Genomic DNA, 18,063 nt, shown 5'->3' on the forward strand with positions numbered 1-18,063 from the left:
TGGCTCAACGTAATTCGAGCCAACATGATCGATCATCTCATCTGCGATTGCGACGGCGTGCTCGTCGATAGCGAAGTCATCGCGGATCGCGTGATGCTGGACGTGCTCACCGAGACGTTTCCCGGCATCGACTTCAGACCGGTCGTCAAGACGGCTTTCGGACAGCAGACCTCGCGCTTCCTGACTCATCTGGAGACGAAGTTCGGCATCGTGATGCCGCCCGATTTCGTCGATACGATCGAGGCGCGCGTCTCGGTGGAACTCGCGCGCTCGGTCGGACCGATCGCCGGCGTGCGCGCCGCGCTGGAAGGCTGCGGCCTGCCGGTGGCGGTCGTGTCGAACAGCCGCATGGAGCGCGTGCGCGCGTCGGTGCGGCGGGCGGGGCTTTCCGAGATCGTCGGCGCGCGCGTGTTCAGCGCGCAGCAAGTCGAGCGGCCGAAGCCTTATCCCGACGTGTATCTGCTCGCGGCGCGCACGCTCGATGTCGCGCCCGAGCGCTGCCTCGTCGTCGAGGACAGCGTCGCCGGACTGACGGCGGCGCGCGCGGCGGGCATGAAGACCATCGCGTTCGTCGGCGCGAGTCATATTCCGTCCGGCTACGCGCAAGTGCTGCGCGAAACCGGCATCACGCGAATCATGGAGCACATGGACGAGCTGCCCGCGCTCGTCGCGGCGGGCGTGCGCGGGGATTTCGGCGACGTGCTCTCCTGATCCTTACGCCGCTTCCTCGACGGATTCACGCGCGGCCGCCAGCGCCGCGCGGAATTCCACCAGTTCCGCGATGGTCAGCATCGGCAGGCCGCGCTCCTGCGCGAAACGCTCGACTTGCGCGCCGCGCGTCATGGTGCCGTCGGCGTTCATCAGTTCGCAGAGTACGCCGGCAGGCTTGAGGCCGGCGAGGATCGCCAGGTCGACCGTGCCTTCGGTGTGACCACGCCGCGCGAGCACGCCGCCGGGCATCGCGCGCAGCGGAAAGACGTGGCCGGGCCGCACGATGTCCGCCGGGTTCGCGTTTTCGGCGATCGCCGCGCGGATCGTCGTCACGCGATCCGCCGCCGATACGCCCGTCGTCACGCCTTCCCGCGCTTCGATCGACACGGTGAACGCCGTGCCGTAGCGGCTGCCGTTCGCGGCGGCCATCGGCGGGAGTTCGAGCGCGCGTACTTTGTCGTCGGGCAGACACAGGCACACGATGCCGCTGCATTCGCGGATCAGAAGGGCCATGGTGGCGTCGGTGAGTTTTTCGGCGGCGACGATCAGATCGGCTTCGTTCTCGCGATCGTCGTCGTCCTGAAGCACGACCGGACGGCCTTCGCGCATGGCGTCGAGCGCGGCGGCGATGCGCGGCGGAACGTCGAACGAAGCGAGCTGGGGAAGGTCGGCAGAAGCGTCATCGGCGATGACGGCCGGTGTGGCGAACGACAGGCTGGCAGCTTGGGACTGGGACATGTGAAACGCTCTCGCAGGAAATGTAAGCGAAAAACGTTTCAGGGCATTGCAAACAGACAGAACGGCACCCCACGGCGACGCGCCAAGAGGCGCGGCGGCGTCCGGTTCGGCACGATGCGGAAATCGCCAAGGGGACGGACATGACCATCTGCACATCTTCTCTCATCCGGACTATGACCGTCGGCTCTGGCATCTCACCAGATCTGCTGACCCCGCGCGTGAATCCTGCGCGGGCGCTCGCGGGCTCGTGGTCCGGCCGCGAAGCCTCGCCACATACCGCCGGTGGGGAATTGCACCCCGCCCTGAAGACGTACTCGATGCCGCAAGCCGCAAGGCTCGCGAGCTTTTTTAGGATACCGCACGCCGGCGGTTTTTGCACCGCCGCATGACGCGAAAGGGTGCGATACGCCATGCATAGCCGTTAGCTGTCCGCCCATGCCTTCGCGGCGTTGACCGCGCGGCGCCACCCGGCGAGGCAGGAATCGATCTCCGGTTTCGGCATCGACGGCGTGAAGCGGCGCTCCAGTTGCCATTGCGCCTTGAGTTCGTCGACGTCCTTCCAGTAGCCGACCGCGAGCCCCGCCAGATAAGCCGCGCCGAGCGCCGTCGTCTCGGCGATGCGCGGACGCGCGACATCGACGCCGAGAATGTCGGCCTGGAATTGCATCAGCAGATCGTTCGCGCAGGCGCCGCCATCGACACGCAATTCGCCGATGCGGATGCCCGAGTCCGCTTCCATGGCTTTCAAGACGTCGAGGGACTGATAGGCGATCGAATCGAGCGCCGCCCGCGCGACATGACTCGATGTCGTTCCGCGCGTGACGCCGAAGAGCGTGCCGCGTGCGCGCGCGTTCCAGTGCGGCGCGCCGAGCCCGGCGAACGCAGGCACGAGATAGACGCCGTCGCCGTGCGGCACGCCGCGCGCGAGCGTCTCGATTTCGCTCGCGCGCCGGATGAGGCCGAGGCCGTCGCGCAGCCATTGAACGACCGCGCCCGCGATGAAGATGCTGCCTTCGAGCGCATAGCTGGCGTGATCGCCGATCTGCCAGGCAATCGTGGTGACGAGGTTGTTGCGCGACTCGATGGGCTTGTCGCCCGTGTTCATGACGAGAAAGCAGCCGGTGCCGTAGGTGTTCTTCACCATGCCGGAATCCGTGCACATCTGGCCGAAGAGCGCGGCGTGCTGATCGCCGGCAAGCGCTGCAAGCGGGACATCGGCGTTGAACACGGTGCCTCGCGCCGTGCCATAACGTTCCGACGACGTCCGCACTTCGGGAAGCATGCTGCGGGGAATGTCGAGCGCGTCGAGCAGTTCGTCGTCCCAGCGGCGTTCGTGAATGTTGAAGAGCATCGTGCGCGAGGCGTTCGTGACGTCGGTGACATGCAAGCCGTGACGCGTGAAATTCCACACGAGCCAGCTATCGACGGTGCCGAACGCGAGCCGCCCTTGCTTCGCCTTGTCGCGCGCACCTTCTATGTTATCGAGAATCCAGCGGATTTTCGTCGCCGAAAAGTATGCGTCGATAGGCAAACCGGTTTTCGCGCGAACCATCGCTTCGAGGCCGCGCGACTTGAGCTCGTCACAGAAGCCGGCCGTGCGGCGGTCCTGCCAGACGATCGCGTTATAGATCGGCGCGCCCGTCTCGCGATCCCAGACGATCGTAGTCTCGCGCTGGTTCGCTATGCCGACTGCCGCGATCGAAGCAGCGCTCGCGCCGGCGCGCGTGACGGCTTCCGCGGCGACGCCTGCCTGCGTCGACCAGATTTCGCGCGGATCATGTTCGACCCAGCCCGCCTCGGGATAAATCTGCTGGAATTCCTTCTGCGCCAAGGACACGATGTTGCCGTTCCGGTCGAACAGCATGGCCCGTGAGCTGGTGGTGCCCTGATCGAGCGCGAGAACGTACTGATCCTGCATGGTCTCCTCCGGTTCGAACGGACATCGACGTTTCGGGCAGCAAAGCCGCTGTCCGTTTGCGCAATCTATCGGAGCGAGGCGACGCGGACAAGCTGGCCGAACGGCATAAGCCGCGCGACATCGACCGCTCGAATGCGGATTTGGCCTATGCCATTCGGCCGAGTGGCGCGGCGTTCGTGTTCGTCCGATACTGGCGGCACGAAACCGATTGAAGGGTGAGTGCGATGCGTATGCTGTTGATTTCCGGCGTGCTGGGCGCGGCGCTTCTGACGGGCTGCGTGGGCACGCCCAGCCTGGACGGCTCATTGGGCGCGCCGTCGTTCAGCGCGCTGCAGGACATGTGCGGGACCTCGCCCGTCGACTACGGCGCGGACGCGCAATCGGTCTATTCAGCCTTCTACGATGCCTATGTGGCCGAACGGCGCGGCGGGTTGCAGAAGGAGCGCTTCTGCGCGTTCCAGGCGGCGATTGCAGAACGGTATCGTGCTTATCGCGCGAATCCCGGCCCCGAAGCGCAAAGCGCGTGGGCGAAGTTCTTCCTGGAGCAGCGCGCGCAGGCGCTGAGCTGGCGCGCGGCAGTGGACCCGACACTGCGGGCCGGCTGACGCGACTTGACGCTAGGTGAAGGGAGAGTGAAGCGGACGCGGCCTTGCACCGCGTCCCGAGTCCTGCCGCGTGCTACGAGTAACGCTTGAAAGCCTTGACTGTGGAGTCGCCGGTGGCGGTGAGGCGCCATTGCTGACGTCCCGATGCGAGATTTTCGAGTTGGACGAGCTGACGTTCGAGCAGGGCGTCGAGCTCTTCGCGTTCCATGTCGACCTGATTAGGCGCTTCCTGAACCAATAGCAGCGTGGCGAATTCGTGCGGACTCAGCATTGTGTTCTCCATGACGACCGAACGGCATAAGCAACCGGCCTTGTAAGCCGGGTCTTTTTGCTTCGAAACGTTGTACGGGAAAACTGAAAAATTGCCGGGCAAACGCGTCGATTTTGTGCTGCGGATGCCGGGAATTGGGATTGTAGGCAAGCGTCTGACAAGTGCCAAATTTGCCGAGAAAATTTTGGCTTTGACTTTTTATCAATGCAGAAGCGGTTTATCGCTCACGCGAATTCGAAGAATCCACTTGAGGTTCGTGCGGCGGCGCACACAAGGATCGGCATGCGAGCACACGCAATCAGCGACGCCTGATCGCCCGGTTAATGCGCAATGCGCATTAATTTATACGATAAATGAATTTGTTTTGGATTAAGCGGACAATGCAATATTCCCCCTTTGCCCGGATCGGCCACAAGGTCGGCCGGCACGTTCTGCCCGCTGGAATTTCGGACTTCATTCAATGACTCGCTTCAACTGGCAAAACCCGTATCCCACCCCGCGCCTTCCGGTGTTCGCCCGCAATATCGTTTCGACATCTCATCCGCTCGCCGCGCAGGCCGGTCTGCGCATGCTATGGAAGGGGGGCAATGCGGTCGATGCAGCCATCGCGGCCGCGGCGGCCATTACCGTGGTGGAACCCGTGTCATGCGGGCTGGGCGGCGACGCTTTCGCGCTCGTCTGGGACGGTCGGAAGCTGCACGGGCTGAATGCTTCGGGCGTATCGCCGGCGGCGTGGAACGTCGATTATTTCCGGCGCAAGTACGGCGAGGAAAACGGTCTCGCGCGCCAGCCCAAGCGCGGCTGGGACGCCGTGACGGTGCCGGGTGTCATCGCCGGGTGGGAAGCGTTGCACGCGAAGTTCGGCACGCTGCCCTTCGCGGATCTGATGGAGCCAGCCATCGAAATCGCCGAGCGCGGTCATGCGGTGGCGAGCATCGTCGCCTACAAGTGGGCGGCGGCGGTGCCGGAGCTCAAGGACATGCCGGGTTTCGCCGATGTATTCATGCCGCACGGCCGCGCGCCTGACGTGAGCGAACTCGTGCGCTTCCCCGGCCACGCAAAAACGCTGCGCCTGCTCGCGCAGCAAGGTCCGCGCGCGTTCTACGAAGGCGAGATCGCCGAGCGCATCGCCGCGTTCGCGCGCGCGGGCGGCGCGGCGTTGACGATGGACGACCTGCGCAACTATCGCGCGGACTGGGTCGAGCCGATCAGCAAGGATTATCGCGGCTACACGGTGCACGAGATTCCGCCGAACGGACAGGGCATCGCGGCGCTCATCGCGCTCGGCATTCTCGACAAGTTCGACGTGAGCGCTTTGAACGTCGATCGCATCGAGTCGCAGCATCTGCAAATCGAGGCGATGAAGCTCGCCTTCGCGGATGTCTATCGCTACGTCGCCGATCCGCGCTCGATGGAAGTCACGCCGGAACACATGCTCGACGACGCCTATCTGACCGAACGCGCGAAGCTCATCGATCCGAAAAAGGCGACGCACTTCGACTTCGGCATGCCCAAGGCGGGCGGCACCATCTATATGTCCGTCGCCGATGAGCGCGGCATGATGGTGAGCTTCATCCAGTCGAATTACATGGGCTTCGGTTCGGGCGTGGTCGTTCCCGACACCGGTATCGCGCTGCAGAACCGCGGTTGCGGCTTTTCGATGGATCCGAAGTCCGCGAACGTCGTGGAAGGCGGCAAGCGTCCGTTCCATACCATCATTCCGGCTTTTCTCACTCAGCAGGTCGATGGCAGGCAGGAAGCCGTCATGAGCTTCGGCGTGATGGGCGGCGACATGCAGCCGCAAGGCCATCTGCAATCCATCGTACGCATGCTCGACTACGGCCAGCAGCCGCAGGCCGCGTGCGACGCGCCGCGCTGGAAGGTGAACCGCGACTTCACGATCGACATCGAAGCCACGCTCGATCTCGAAACCGCGCGCGCGCTCGAGGGTCTCGGCCACACGATCAAGTCCATCGACGATCCCTACATGGACTTCGGCTCCGGCCAGTACATCTGGAAGCTGGATCGCAATGATCCGGAGCGCGGCTATGTCGCGGCGAGCGACAGCCGGCGCGACGGACTCGCCGCAGGCTTCTGAGGCTGCCATCGGAGGCCGCGCCGTCGGCCGGTCTCCGTCGATAAAAAACCACGCATCCGATCGCCGCAATTGTGCAGGCGAGGGGGCCGCGCGCCCGCGCCTCGTGGCCTCGGTCGGACATCACGACATGGAAGCGGGATAGGAGAAATCATGAACGAACGCGTGTATCAAGGCGCTGCTCCGACGCAGGCGCAAACGCCCGCGCCGCACCCGGCGCCATCCAAGGCGATGATCCGCCGCATCGTGTTCTCGTCGTCGATCGGCAACGCGCTCGAGTGGTTCGACTTTCTCGTCTATGGCTATTTCGCGACGGTCATCGCGAAGGCGTTCTTCCCGTCGAATGACGAATGGCTCTCGACGATGCTTGCCATCGGCACGTTCGGCATCTCGTTCCTGATGCGCCCGCTCGGCGCGATCGTGCTCGGCATCTACGGCGACCGCAAAGGGCGCAAGGCCGCGCTCACGCTCGCCATTCTGCTGATGATGGTCGGCACGCTCACCATGGCCGTGATGCCTTCGTATCAGCACATCGGAATCGCCGCGCCGCTTTTGATCTTGCTCGCGCGTCTCGTGCAGGGCTTCGCGGTCGGCGGCGAGTTCGGCAGCGCGACCGCGTTCATGGTCGAGCACAGCGAAGCGCGGCGCGGCTACTACGCGAGCTGGCAGTTCGCGAGCCAAGGGCTTGCCGCGATCATGGCCGCGGCGTTCGGCTCGGTACTCAGCGCCTGGCTGCCGCAGCCGCAACTCGAAAGCTGGGGCTGGCGCATTCCGTTTGTCTTCGGTCTGCTCGTCGGGCCGGTTGGCTATTACATCCGCTCGCATCTGGACGAAACGCCGGAGTTTCTCGCGACGCGCTCCGCGCAGAAGGCGAGCGCGCCAGGCGTGTCGTTCGCGAATCAATGGCTGAATCTTTTGCTGGCCGTGGGCATCGTCGCGCAATCGACGGTCGGCGTGTACGTCCTGCAACTCTATATGCCGCTGTACGCAGTCAAGCAGTTGCACCTGCCGGCGACCGCATCGTTCGCCGTCGTGGTGCTCAATGGCGGACTTCAGTTCATCTTCTCTCCGTTGATGGGCGCGCTCTCCGACCGGCTCGGGCGCATCCACATCATGCTCGGTACATCGATTTTCATGGGCGTCACGATTTATCCGATGTTTGCGTGGCTGCAAGCGCATCCGACAGTCGCGTCGCTGGTCGTTCTCCAATCGGTCGCGGGCATTCTCAAGGCCGCGTATTCCGGTCCAATGCCCGCGCTTATGTCCGAAATCTTCCCGACTCGCGTGCGTTCGACGGGTCTTTCCATCGGCTATGCGCTCGGCGTCACGCTGTTTGGCGGTTTTGCGCCGACCATCGTGGAAGCCTTCATCCATGTCACGGGGGACAAGCTCGCGCCGAGTTACTACGTGTTGCTGGCTGCCGTCTTGTCGGGAATCTCGCTGGCGATCGTCGCCTGGCGCATGCGCGCGGCACGACGCGCAACGTAACGGCGCGCTGCGCGACGGCATCGCGCGAAACAATCGAGGCGGCTTCGGCCGCCTTTTGCATTTCGAACACGACGCAACCATATACAGAGCCGACCGGCATGAATAATGCTGCAGCGCACCGACGACTCGACCGCGCCGGATCGTAAGAATTTGGAACGCATGGAACTGGCGGGCCGCGGGTGAGTCTGTCCCCATGTCTGCAAACTCATTGCAGGGCGGCTAAGATGAAAACAAGCCGCTGACACTTGAAGTCAACAGCGCCGGGGTCGATCCAATCACGGCGTCGCCTGAACCTCGGCCGTTTCTCATCGGCCGATGGCGCGTTCAGTCCAGCCAGGGAGCGCGATATATGCATACGGACAGTACACATGTGATGCCTTGGCGCATCGAAGACATCGATCTCACGCGAATCGATCGTCAGAAGGCGGCATCCAACGAGCACCTTCTCTTGTTGTTGTGCGCCTGCTCGTTCATCGAGAGCGGGACGGACCTCTATACGAGCAATCTCAGCAAGTATTTTCACGACGATCCCGAAATCTCGGCGTGGCTCAACAACGAATGGGAGCCCGAAGAGATGCAGCACGGCAGGGCGCTCAAGACCTACATCAACCACGTTTGGCCCGAGTTCGACTGGGACACTGCGTTCAGGAATTTCTTCGACGAATACTCGCTCACTTGTTCATACGAGGAGTTCGAGAAGAAGCGCGCGCTCGAGATGGTTGCGCGCTGCGTCGTCGAGACGGGAACGGCCACGCTTTATCGCGCGATCAACGATTGTTCGGATGAACCGGTGCTGAAGGAAATCACCGACAACATCCGCACGGACGAAGTGCGGCATTACAAGCACTTTTTCCATTTCTTCAAGAAGTGGAACAAGATCGAGGGCAATGGCCGCATGGCCGTGCTCGGCGCGCTCGTGCGGCGCGTCGTGGAACTGAAAAGCGAGGATTCGGAGATCGCGCTGCGGCACGTCTTCGCGATTCGTTACCCGGAGCGCGCGCAGGATGTCGAGTACAACCGCGAGCTCTCCGCGCGAGTGAATGCGCTCGTGCGGCGCAATCTGTCGGCGGATCAGGCCATCAAGATGCTGCTCAAGCCGCTCGATCTGCCCGCGCGCATTCAACCCGGCGTGCACTATCCGCTGTCGAAGATGACGCAGTTATTCTTCCGCTAACCTTGTTCGACGATGCCGGCGCAAAGCCGGCATCTTTTCATGACCGATCACAACACGCCCCGACCGTCGCTTTCGTCGCAATCCGTTTTCGATGAATGGCCGCCCGAGCTGCGCGCGCGCTTCGACGGCGCGCTCGCTCGCGCCGACGACGGCTTCACCGTTTCGCTATGCGCGGCGGATGAGGCTCATCGCGTGCGAACCGCTTTGTTGAGCGCCGGTGAGCTGTACGCGCCGGATGCGCGCAGACTCGCGTTCGCGTTGTGGCCGTCGTCGCGGACGGCGCAGGCTGTCACCGCGAGCGGACGCGCGACACTCGCCTTCGTATCCGATGAGGCGTTTTATCAAGTGCATCTGGACGTGCGTCGCGTGCCGCTCGACGATGTGCCGCTCGCGTGCTTCGTCGGCACGATCGAGAGCGGTGAGGTTCAACGGGTGGGATATGCGCGACTCACGAACGGAATTGCCTTCGAACTGACCGAAGCGCAATCGGCGCTCGCGCGCTGGCGCGAGCAACTCGACTGGCTGAAGCGGGCGGCGAGCGTCGCCGCCTGAATCACGACAGATGCATCAACGGCTGCGATCGCCCGATCGCAATGCGTCGCGCCGTCCGCCGAGCAATGCGCCGGGATTGCCGCCAGGCTTGCGCGAGTTCGCGACCTGACCGGCCTGAACCGGCTCCTGACGACGCGGCGCGGAACCCGCGTTCACGTTCGGCTTGCTGTGAGTGCGCGCATCGCGCGAAGGCTGCGCGCCGCCGTTGTTCGGCTTCGCCGGACGCGCGCCGCGTGCATCGCCGTTCGGACGGCCGCCTTCGCGGCGTGCTTCGCCACTCGAACGTCCCTCGCCGTTACGCGGATTCTGGCGTCCCTGACCTTGACCTTGTCCCTGGCCGCGTCCTTGACTGCGGCGCTGGATCGGCTCCGGCTTCGCGTTCGGATCCGGCTCGAAGCCGGGAATCACTTCGCGCGGAATCGGCCGCTTGATGAGGCGCTCGATGTCCTTCAGCAGTTGATGCTCGTCCACGCACACCAGCGACACCGCTTCGCCTTCCGCGCCCGCGCGACCCGTGCGGCCGATGCGATGCACATAGTCTTCCGGCACGTTCGGCAAATCGAAGTTGACGACGTGAGGCAACTGATCGATGTCGATGCCGCGCGCCGCGATATCGGTGGCGACGAGCACCTGCAGCGTCTCGGCCTTGAATTCGCTGAGCGCGCGCGTGCGGGCCGACTGGCTCTTGTTGCCGTGAATCGCGAGCGCGCTGATGCCGTCTTTCGTGAGCTGCTCGGCGAGCCGGTTCGCGCCGTGCTTCGTGCGCGTGAACACGAGCACCTGGAACCAGTTGTTGCCGCGGATCAGATGCGTGAGCAACTCGCGCTTGCGATCGCGATCGACCGGATGGATCTTCTGATCGACGGTCTCAGCCGTCGTATTGCGGCGCGCGACTTCGATCAGCGCGGGCGAATCGAGCAGGCTGTCGGCGAGCGCCTTGATCTCGTCGGAGAAAGTCGCCGAGAACAGCAGGTTCTGGCGCTTCGCCGGCAGGCGCGCGAGCACGCGCTTGATGTCGTGGATGAAGCCCATGTCGAGCATGCGGTCGGCTTCATCGAGCACGAGAATTTCGAGCTGCGAAACGTCGATCGTCTTTTGCTGCATGTGATCGAGCAGACGTCCCGGCGTCGCCACGACGATATCGACGCCGCGCTTCAACGCGTCGATCTGCGGATTGATGCCGACGCCGCCGAACATCACCGTCGACTTGAGCTTCAGATATTTGCCGTACGCGCGCACGCTTTCTTCGACCTGCGCGGCGAGTTCGCGCGTGGGCGTGAGGATGAGCGCGCGCACCGGACGCTTGGCGCCACCCGTGACGGGCGCGAGTTGCGACAGGCGCTGCAGGATAGGCAGCGTGAAGCCGGCGGTCTTGCCGGTGCCGGTCTGCGCGCCCGCGAGCAGATCGCCGCCTTTCAGAACGGCAGGAATCGCCTGAAGCTGGATCGGAGTGGGACTGGAATAGCCGAGTTCGTTGACGGCGCGAAGCAGAGGTTCGGACAGGCCGAGTGAATCAAAGGACATAAATTGGATGCTTATTCGTTGTGTCGAACGGCGCGCATGCGAATGGGCCACGGCGAAAAGTTTCGGCCGGCAGAGCGCATGTGCATCGCTCGAAGGAAAATCGGGCGGCGGGCCAGTTGGCGATCAGCGATCGCCGGGCGTTGCCGCGAGGTTCGACGTGCTATCAAGACACGTCATCTGGCGCTTAGTTGCATCGATGGACACTTCGACGCTGCGGCACCCGTTCCAGCCGGCGCTCACGCGACATAGCGCGCGACGCTCACGAACTGGCACAGGCTGCCTGCGAGCACGAACAGATGCCAGATGCCATGTCCGTGCCGGATGCGCTCGTCGTTGATGAAAAACCAGATGCCCGCGGTGTACACGACGCCGCCCGCCACCAGCCACGCGGTTCCCGCGGGCGGCAGCGCCGTCACGAGCGGATGAATGGCTACGAGCGCGAGCCATCCCATCAACACGTACAGCACCATCGAAACGCTGCGGGTTCGCCGCCCGAGCGTGAGTTCCTGCACGATCCCGAGCGCGGCGAGCCCCCAGCTCACGCCGAAGAGCGACCAGCCCCAGGGACCGCGCAAGGTCACTAGTGTATACGGCGTGTAGCTGCCGGCTATCAACAAGTAGATGGCCGAGTGATCGCACTTCTGCAGTATCGCTTTCATGCGCGGCGAGCGCGCGCAGTGATACAGCGTGGAGATCACGTAGAGCGCGCAGAGCATCGCGCCGTACACCGCGAAGCTCACGACCTTGTACGCGTCACCGTCGAGCGCGCCCATCGTGACGAGCGCAGCCAGACCCGCAACCGACAGCAGCGCGCCGATCAAATGGCTGATGCTGTTGAAACGCTCGCCGACATGCATATCGAATTCACCAAAAGACAAGGGGCGCGGCCACGAAGGCTGCGCCCCATATGCGTATTGTACGCTGTCCCGGCGAAGGACCTATGAAGCCATCAGTCGAGCGGCGCCGAACGCAGGTTGCTCACCTGCTGCGGCGACACCGGCGTGCCGTGGTTGCCCCACGACATACGGATGTACGTCACGACTGCGGCGACTTCCGTATCCGACAGCGACTGTGCGAACGGCGGCATACCGTGCGGCATCGGGTTGCCTTCCGTACTCGGCGGATAACCGCCGTTCAGCGTCATACGGATCGGGTTGACGGCCGATTGCATCTGGATCGACTGGTTGTTCGCGAGCGGCGGGTATGCAGGCGGCTTGCCGAGACCGTTCTCCGCGTGGCACTTCGCGCAGTTTTCGGTGTAGACCTTCTTGCCGAGCGTGAGCAGTTCGCCGCCGAACTTCTCGGACGTCTCCAGCTGCATGACTTCCGGCGCTTCCTTCTTTTGCGGAATCGACTTGAGATACGTCGAGATCGCGTTGATGTCCGCGTCGGTCATGTACTGCAGGCTGTTGTGAACCACTTCCGCCATCGGGCCGAACACCGCGCCGCGCTGCGACACGCCGGTCTTCAGCAGATCGTTGATGTCCTTCAGGTCCCAGTCGCCCAGACCGGCTTCCTTGTTCGACGTCAGCGACGGCGCGTACCAGTTCTGCAGCGGGATGAGGCCGCCGGCGAAGGCCGCCGAGCTGACCGGGCCGCCCATCGCGTTGATCGACGTGTGGCACATGCCGCAGTGACCGAGGCCTTCGACGAGATACGCGCCGCGGTTCCATTCGACCGACTTGGTCGGATCCGGCTTGTACTCGCCTTCCGAGAAGAACAGCGTGCGCCAGCCGATCAGCAGGTTGCGGTTGTTGAACGGGAAGCGCAGTTCATGCGGACGGCTCGGTTCGGAAACCGGCGGCACCGAGCGCAGATACGCGTAGATCGCGTCCGAGTCCGCGCGCGTGACCTTCGTGTAGCTCGTGAACGGGAAGCCCGGATAGAGCAGCGAACCGTCTTTCGAGCGGCCCGTGTGCATCGCGCGATAGAAGTCGTCGGAGGTCCACTTGCCGATGCCGTATTGATCGTCCGGCGTGATGTTCGGCGTGAACATCGTGCCGAACGGCGTGGCCATCGGCAGGCCGCCGCCGAATTCCTTGCCGCCGCGAACCGTGTGGCACGCGATACAGTCGCCGGCGCGGGCGAGGTACTCACCTTGTTTGATGAGCGCGGCTTTGTCGGCAGGCGTCGCCGCGATGGCGCCGCCCGAATGCAGGTTGTCGCCGCCCGACCAGAGGACGGCGCCGGCTGCGACGGCTGCCACCACGACAGCCGAGGAAAGTGCGAACAGGGACTTGCGTTTCATTGTGTTGTCGCTCCAGACGCCTTATTGCGGTTCGCTGCCGCACTTGAGCGGCATCTTCAACGAGCCAGCGGGCGCGGGCACCGGGTTGGCGGGTGCGGTTTGCGTAGAGAGCCATGCGGCGACGGCGGTCACGTCGTCGTCCGTCAGGCGCGAGGCGATCTGCTGCATGCAATCGGGCGCCTTCGCGTGACGCGTGCCCGACTTCCATGCGCCGACTTGCGCGCTGATGTAGTCCGAATGCAGGCCGACGAGACCCGGGATGGCCGGCTGCATGCCGGTCAGACCCTTGCCGTGGCAGGCCGCGCACGCGGGAATGTTCTTCGATGCATCGCCGTTCAGCACGAGCTGCTGGCCGCGCGCGAGCGTCGTGGCCGACACGTTCGACTTCACGGGCGTCGGATACGGCGGGCGCTGGTTCGAGAAGTACGTCGCGATCTGATGAAGGTAATCGTCCGAGAGATACGTGACGAGGTAGTTCATCGGCGGGTACTTGCGCCGCCCTTCGCGGAAATTCTGGAGCTGGTTGTACAGATAGTCGGCAGGCTTGCCGGCAAGACGCGGGAAGTAATCGTTGTCCGTGCCTTCACCGTGAACGCCGTGGCACGCGGTACAGCCTTGCACGCGCGCGGCCATCGTGTCCGGTGCGATCGGCTGGTTCTGCGCCTGCGCGGCGGAGCTGAAAACGCCAGCGCTGCCTACCAGAGCCGAGGCAAAAGCCATAGCGAGCAGCGGACGAAAAATGCGTCTTGAAAACACGCGACACTCCATGAAATTCGGGGACCTGCCGAGCTTCGTGCGGCTCGGTGCGAAGGTGGCGAACCACGGCCACGCAGGGGGCGGTGGGTGGCGGACCACGGCCACAGCGGCTCGACGAGCCTCTGATGCGACGCGGCATTCTATCATCGATGCATGATGATGACTATTTGACACAATCTCGCTCTAAGTCCCGCTGCAGCGCATTCGCGACAATATGCCGCGCGGCTATTGACCACCCGCGACGAACTTCATAGGCGCGTGTGGTTCATTGCCTCTCGACAAATATTCGACTCGATGCGAGACGCCCGATCGACGTGCTTCATGCAGTTTCGGAAGCGTCCGGCAAAAATTCAAGGCGTTTCGCTCGTGTTCGATGCTGTGCTGCACCGTGGACCTTCATTCAGACTCCGCAAAATTCCTTCGATGACCTTCCCTTTAGCAATGCGCGTTCACGCCGCGCCGGGTTCCGCATGATGAACGACGATCCTCTCTCGCTCGCGCAGACGGCCTTCGCCGCGCTCGCCGATCTGGCCTTCGCCTGCGTACTCGGCGCGCTGCTGCTGAACGTGTGGCTGTCGCGCGAACAGGCGTTCGCGACCGTATCGCCCGCGCGGCGCGGCTGGCTGCGGGCGGCGCGCGGCGGTCCGATCGCAGCCATCGCGCTCGTTCTGTGCAACTTCGCTTCGTTGTGGCTGCAGGCGGCGGCGATGAGCGGCGCGCCGATCGTGCAGGCGGGCGGCGCGTTGTGGCTCGTCGCGACGGGCACGCACGCGGGCATCGGCTGGTCGGTGGCACTGGCGGGCAGCGTGCTGTTGCTGCTCGCGTCGGCGGGCGGCGGCGCGCTTTCCGGTACGCGGATCGGCATGGCGCTCGTTGCCGCGCTGATCGTCGCGGCGGGCAAATCGGCGATCGGCCATGCCGCCGATGCCGGCGCGTTCTCGCTCGCCGAAGCGGTTCAGACGCTGCATCTGCTCGCGACGGCGGCGTGGGGCGGCATTGTGATCGCGGGTGCGTTCGTGTTGCCGGCGCTCGATACATCGCTTGCGCGCGCATATCTGATCCGCACGGTCGCGCGCATGTCGCGAGCGGCGTCGGTCGCGGTCGCGTTCGTCGTGCTGACGGGCGTGTTCAACGCGTGGCGCGGCATCGGCGGATCGGCCGCGGTGCTGACCGCGAGCGCGTGGGGTCATGCGTTGATCGTGAAGATGCTGCTGGTTGCGGCGGCGCTCGCGTTCGGCGCGCTCAACCGCTGGTCGGCGTTGCCGCGCCTGTCGCGCTCGGCATCGACGATGGACGCGCATACGGTCATCAACGTGATGCGCGTCGAAGCGCTGATGATGGCGGGTGTCTTCGTGGCGGCGGCGGTGCTGTCGCACAGCGTGCCGGGTTCGTCGCTCGCGGGATGAAAACGGCGACGCGCGGCGTTACTCGTAGCCGAGCCTGTGACTGACGATCGGCGCGCAAAACAGCGCGACCGCGCAGCCGATGATCTTGCCCTGCAACTCGACGAACGCCGTATGCGAACCGCCGACGAAGATCACTTCGACCAGTTGCGGCAGGCAGAACACGACCGCCGCACCGATGAACCAGCGCGTCACGGCCGCGATGCGCCAGCCGCGCTGCGCCCCGATTCCCGCGGCCACCACGCGCGCCACGCCCAGCGCGACGAGCGAGCCGACCGCGAGCTGGGCACGGACGTATTCATCGGGAAGGACCTGCCACATGATTGTTCTCGCTTTTTTGGTGACTATCGGCAGCGTATGCGCAAGAAGCTCGCCAGTATGTACGAGAAAACGCAGATCGTGAAGCGCGGCCCGCGCGGGGCCGCATTCGCTCAGAACGTGTGCTCCGGCCCGGGAAAACTGCCGTCCTTCACCGCGCGCACATAGGCTTCGACGGCGGCGAAAATGTTCGGCTGACCCTGCATGAAATCCTTGACGAAGCGCGGCCGCTTGCCGTGAAAGATGCCGAGCATGTCGTGCAGCACGAGCACTTGTCCGGAACAGTCGACGCCCGCGCCGATGCCGATCGTCGGAATCGCGAGCGCTGCGGTCACTTCGCGCGCGAGCAACGTCGGCACGGCTTCGATCACGAGCAGTTGCGCGCCGGCTTCCTGCAGCGCGATGGCGTCGCGCTTCATCTGCTCGGCCGCCGCTTCGGACTTGCCCTGCACCTTGAAGCCGCCGAATGCGTGCACCGATTGCGGCGTGAGACCGACGTGCCCGCACACCGGAATCGAGCGCTCGACGAGAAAGCGCACGGTATCCGCGAGCCATTCGCCGCCTTCGATCTTCACCATCTGCGCGCCCGCGCGCATCAGTTGCACGGCGTTCGCATAGGCGTCTTCCTTCGAGCCGATGGTGCCGAACGGCATGTCCGCGACGATCAGCGCGCTGCGATTGCCGCGCGCGACCGACGCCGTGTGATACGCGATGTCCGCGAGCGTCACTGGCAGTGTCGTGTTGTGGCCTTGCAGCACATTGCCGAGCGAGTCGCCGATCAGCATGACATCGACGCCCGCGCGTTCGAGCAGCGCGCTGAAGCTCGCGTCGTAACACGTGAGCATCGCGATGCGCTCGCCGTTTTCGCGCATGGTCTGGAGCTTGGGGACGGTGATCGTCGCGCGATTCGTTTCCTGCAGATACGTCATGGTCGTTTCACTGAAGAGAGCGTGGCCGGGCTGCGAATTCAGACCGATACGCCTTTGACAAAGAATTCCTTGCGCCCGCGCATGGCGCCGATGCGCTCGATCAGAAGCGCGAGGTCGTCATCCGAGGCGAGCGGGTTCAGGTGCTCCGCGTTCACCGTGAGCAACGGCGTCGCGTCGTAGTGATAGAAGAAGTCGTTATAAGCATCGCAGAGCGCGCGCAGATACGAATCGGAAATTTGCAGCTCCATCGGCAGCGCGCGCTTCTGGATGCGCGAAAAAAGCACTTCCGGACTCGCCTGCAGATAGACGACGAGATCGGGTGCGGGCGCGCTCGCATGAATACGCGAGGCGATGTCCTTGTAGAGCTGGAACTCGTCGTCGGGCAGGGTGAGGCGCGCGAAGAGCTCGCTCTTCTGCGCGAGAAAGTCGGTCATCAGCGCGGCGCCGCTCGTGACGATATCGGCGGCTTCCTGCGTCTGCGATGCGCGCTGCAACGCGAAGCTCAACTGCGTGGCGAGCGCGTGCCGCGTGGTGTCGCGATAGAAGCGCTCGAGAAACGGATTGTCCTGCGGGCGCTCGAACAGCGTGCGCATCGACCACCGTTCGGCGAGCAGCGTCGCGAGCGTGGTCTTGCCGACGCCGATCGGCCCTTCGATCGCGATGTAACGATGCGGCGGCCGCAGTTGAGGCGCGGTGACGGTGAGTGGCGGAACGCTCATCGGCAGTCTGTCTTCGTGGAAGGGGAGTCGGTTGCGTTGGAGCCGCGCGGTTGCGTCGCGACCATGCACTGACACGTCGCGACTTTCTCGATGCGCTGATCGGCGACGCCGTCGATGAACGCATCGGCGCGACCGCGTTGAGGAAGGATGAGATCCGGCTCGAGCTCGACGAGCGGCACGAGCACGAAGGCGCGCTCGGTCATGCGCGGATGCGGCACGACGAGATCGGCTTCGTCGATGCTCGATGCGCCGTACAGCAGGATGTCGAGATCGAGCGTGCGCGGCGCATTGCGATACGGCCGCTCGCGCCCGAACTGCAACTCGATGTGATGACACAGGCGCAGCAGCGATCGCGCGGGCAGGCTCGTTTCGAGCTTGACGACGCAATTGAAGTAATCGTCGCCCGATGAATCGATCGGCGCGGTGCGATAGACGCTCGATTTCGCGAGCACGGTGATCGTGTGCTGCTGGGCGAGACACACGACTGCGTCTTTCAGGGTCTGGCGCGCATCGCCGAGATTCGCCCCCAGGCCCAGATAAGCAATCGTCATGGCAGAAGTCCTACGCGTGGGTCACAGCGGAAAGCGGGAGAACAGGATCGCTCTTCGCTACTG

The 18,063-nt window shown here is 64.2% G+C and carries 18 protein-coding genes and 1 riboswitch; of the genes, 7 read left to right on the top strand and 11 right to left on the bottom strand.

The annotated features are described in order from the left end of the window. Positions 1–24: 24 nt before the first annotated feature. Complete coding sequence (locus BG60_RS05520; protein WP_008351424.1) at positions 25–711, top strand: HAD family hydrolase; 687 nt, start codon at positions 25–27, stop codon at positions 709–711. Positions 712–714: 3 nt separating this feature from the next. On the opposite strand, the gene ribB is transcribed toward BG60_RS05520, so the two are convergent. Then, complete coding sequence (gene ribB / locus BG60_RS05525) at positions 715–1,425, bottom strand: 3,4-dihydroxy-2-butanone-4-phosphate synthase (RefSeq protein WP_034470809.1); 711 nt, start codon at positions 1,423–1,425, stop codon at positions 715–717. Between the two features lie 174 nt (positions 1,426–1,599). Next, positions 1,600–1,763, bottom strand: a riboswitch (FMN riboswitch). Between the two features lie 107 nt (positions 1,764–1,870). Beyond that, positions 1,871–3,367 (bottom strand): glycerol kinase GlpK, encoded by a 1,497-nt coding sequence (gene glpK / locus BG60_RS05530; RefSeq protein ID WP_034470681.1) that lies wholly within the window; start codon positions 3,365–3,367, stop codon positions 1,871–1,873. Positions 3,368–3,591: 224 nt separating this feature from the next. Here glpK and BG60_RS05535 point away from each other — a divergent pair, with 224 nt between their 5' ends. Continuing rightward, positions 3,592–3,972, top strand: a complete 381-nt coding sequence (locus BG60_RS05535) for a hypothetical protein (RefSeq protein ID WP_034470682.1) — start codon at positions 3,592–3,594, stop codon at positions 3,970–3,972. Between the two features lie 73 nt (positions 3,973–4,045). Here the strand turns inward: BG60_RS05535 and BG60_RS05540 are convergent, their stop codons facing one another. Further along, positions 4,046–4,243, bottom strand: coding sequence for a hypothetical protein (locus tag BG60_RS05540; protein ID WP_008351420.1), 198 nt, complete (start codon positions 4,241–4,243; stop codon positions 4,046–4,048). Positions 4,244–4,703: 460 nt separating this feature from the next. Between BG60_RS05540 and ggt the strand changes: the two genes are divergently transcribed. The 4 genes from ggt (at position 4,704) to BG60_RS05560 (ending at position 9,552) form a co-directional block, all read left to right on the top strand. Then, a complete protein-coding gene (ggt, locus tag BG60_RS05545; RefSeq protein WP_034470684.1) occupies positions 4,704–6,341 on the top strand; it encodes a gamma-glutamyltransferase in 1,638 nt (545 codons plus the stop codon). Positions 6,342–6,491: 150 nt separating this feature from the next. Beyond that, complete coding sequence (locus tag BG60_RS05550; protein ID WP_034470686.1) at positions 6,492–7,826, top strand: MFS transporter; 1,335 nt, start codon at positions 6,492–6,494, stop codon at positions 7,824–7,826. 349 nt (positions 7,827–8,175) lie between these two features. Continuing rightward, positions 8,176–9,000: a ferritin-like domain-containing protein gene (locus BG60_RS05555; RefSeq protein WP_008351417.1), complete on the top strand. Its 825-nt coding sequence runs from the start codon at positions 8,176–8,178 to the stop codon at positions 8,998–9,000. A gap of 39 nt (positions 9,001–9,039) precedes the next feature. Beyond that, entirely contained in the window at positions 9,040–9,552 is a 513-nt protein-coding gene (locus BG60_RS05560; protein WP_033536572.1) for a PNPOx family protein, read from the top strand. Between the two features lie 15 nt (positions 9,553–9,567). On the opposite strand, the gene BG60_RS05565 is transcribed toward BG60_RS05560, so the two are convergent. The 4 genes from BG60_RS05565 to BG60_RS05580 all read right to left on the bottom strand — a co-directional run bounded on the left by BG60_RS05565 (position 9,568) and on the right by BG60_RS05580 (position 14,092). After that, complete coding sequence (locus tag BG60_RS05565) at positions 9,568–11,076, bottom strand: DEAD/DEAH box helicase (protein WP_008351412.1); 1,509 nt, start codon at positions 11,074–11,076, stop codon at positions 9,568–9,570. A 236-nt stretch (positions 11,077–11,312) separates the two neighbouring features. Continuing rightward, complete coding sequence (gene trhA, locus BG60_RS05570; protein ID WP_008351409.1) at positions 11,313–11,933, bottom strand: PAQR family membrane homeostasis protein TrhA; 621 nt, start codon at positions 11,931–11,933, stop codon at positions 11,313–11,315. Between the two features lie 92 nt (positions 11,934–12,025). Further along, a complete protein-coding gene (locus tag BG60_RS05575; protein WP_008351407.1) occupies positions 12,026–13,324 on the bottom strand; it encodes a c-type cytochrome in 1,299 nt (432 codons plus the stop codon). Positions 13,325–13,345: 21 nt separating this feature from the next. Further along, positions 13,346–14,092, bottom strand: coding sequence for a c-type cytochrome (locus tag BG60_RS05580; protein ID WP_008351405.1), 747 nt, complete (start codon positions 14,090–14,092; stop codon positions 13,346–13,348). Positions 14,093–14,553: 461 nt separating this feature from the next. Between BG60_RS05580 and BG60_RS05585 the strand changes: the two genes are divergently transcribed. After that, a complete protein-coding gene (locus tag BG60_RS05585; RefSeq protein ID WP_033536571.1) occupies positions 14,554–15,486 on the top strand; it encodes a copper resistance D family protein in 933 nt (310 codons plus the stop codon). Between the two features lie 18 nt (positions 15,487–15,504). On the opposite strand, the gene BG60_RS05590 is transcribed toward BG60_RS05585, so the two are convergent. The 4 genes from BG60_RS05590 to folK form a co-directional block, all read right to left on the bottom strand. Further along, a complete protein-coding gene (locus BG60_RS05590) occupies positions 15,505–15,804 on the bottom strand; it encodes a hypothetical protein (RefSeq protein WP_008351402.1) in 300 nt (99 codons plus the stop codon). A 110-nt stretch (positions 15,805–15,914) separates the two neighbouring features. After that, on the bottom strand, positions 15,915–16,730 hold the full coding sequence (gene panB / locus BG60_RS05595) for a 3-methyl-2-oxobutanoate hydroxymethyltransferase (protein WP_034470688.1): 816 nt from the start codon (positions 16,728–16,730) through the stop codon (positions 15,915–15,917). 38 nt (positions 16,731–16,768) lie between these two features. Continuing rightward, on the bottom strand, positions 16,769–17,449 hold the full coding sequence (locus BG60_RS05600; RefSeq protein WP_034470691.1) for a deoxynucleoside kinase: 681 nt from the start codon (positions 17,447–17,449) through the stop codon (positions 16,769–16,771). After that, positions 17,446–18,000 carry a 2-amino-4-hydroxy-6-hydroxymethyldihydropteridine diphosphokinase gene (gene folK / locus BG60_RS05605; RefSeq protein WP_008351396.1) on the bottom strand — a complete coding sequence of 185 codons (555 nt, stop codon included), beginning with the start codon at positions 17,998–18,000 and terminating at the stop codon, positions 17,446–17,448. Before folK ends, BG60_RS05600 begins: the two co-directional genes overlap by 4 nt. Positions 18,001–18,063: the final 63 nt, after the last annotated feature.

The sequence above is a fragment of the Caballeronia zhejiangensis genome (assembly GCF_000698575.1).
Lineage (GTDB): Bacteria > Pseudomonadota > Gammaproteobacteria > Burkholderiales > Burkholderiaceae > Caballeronia > Caballeronia zhejiangensis.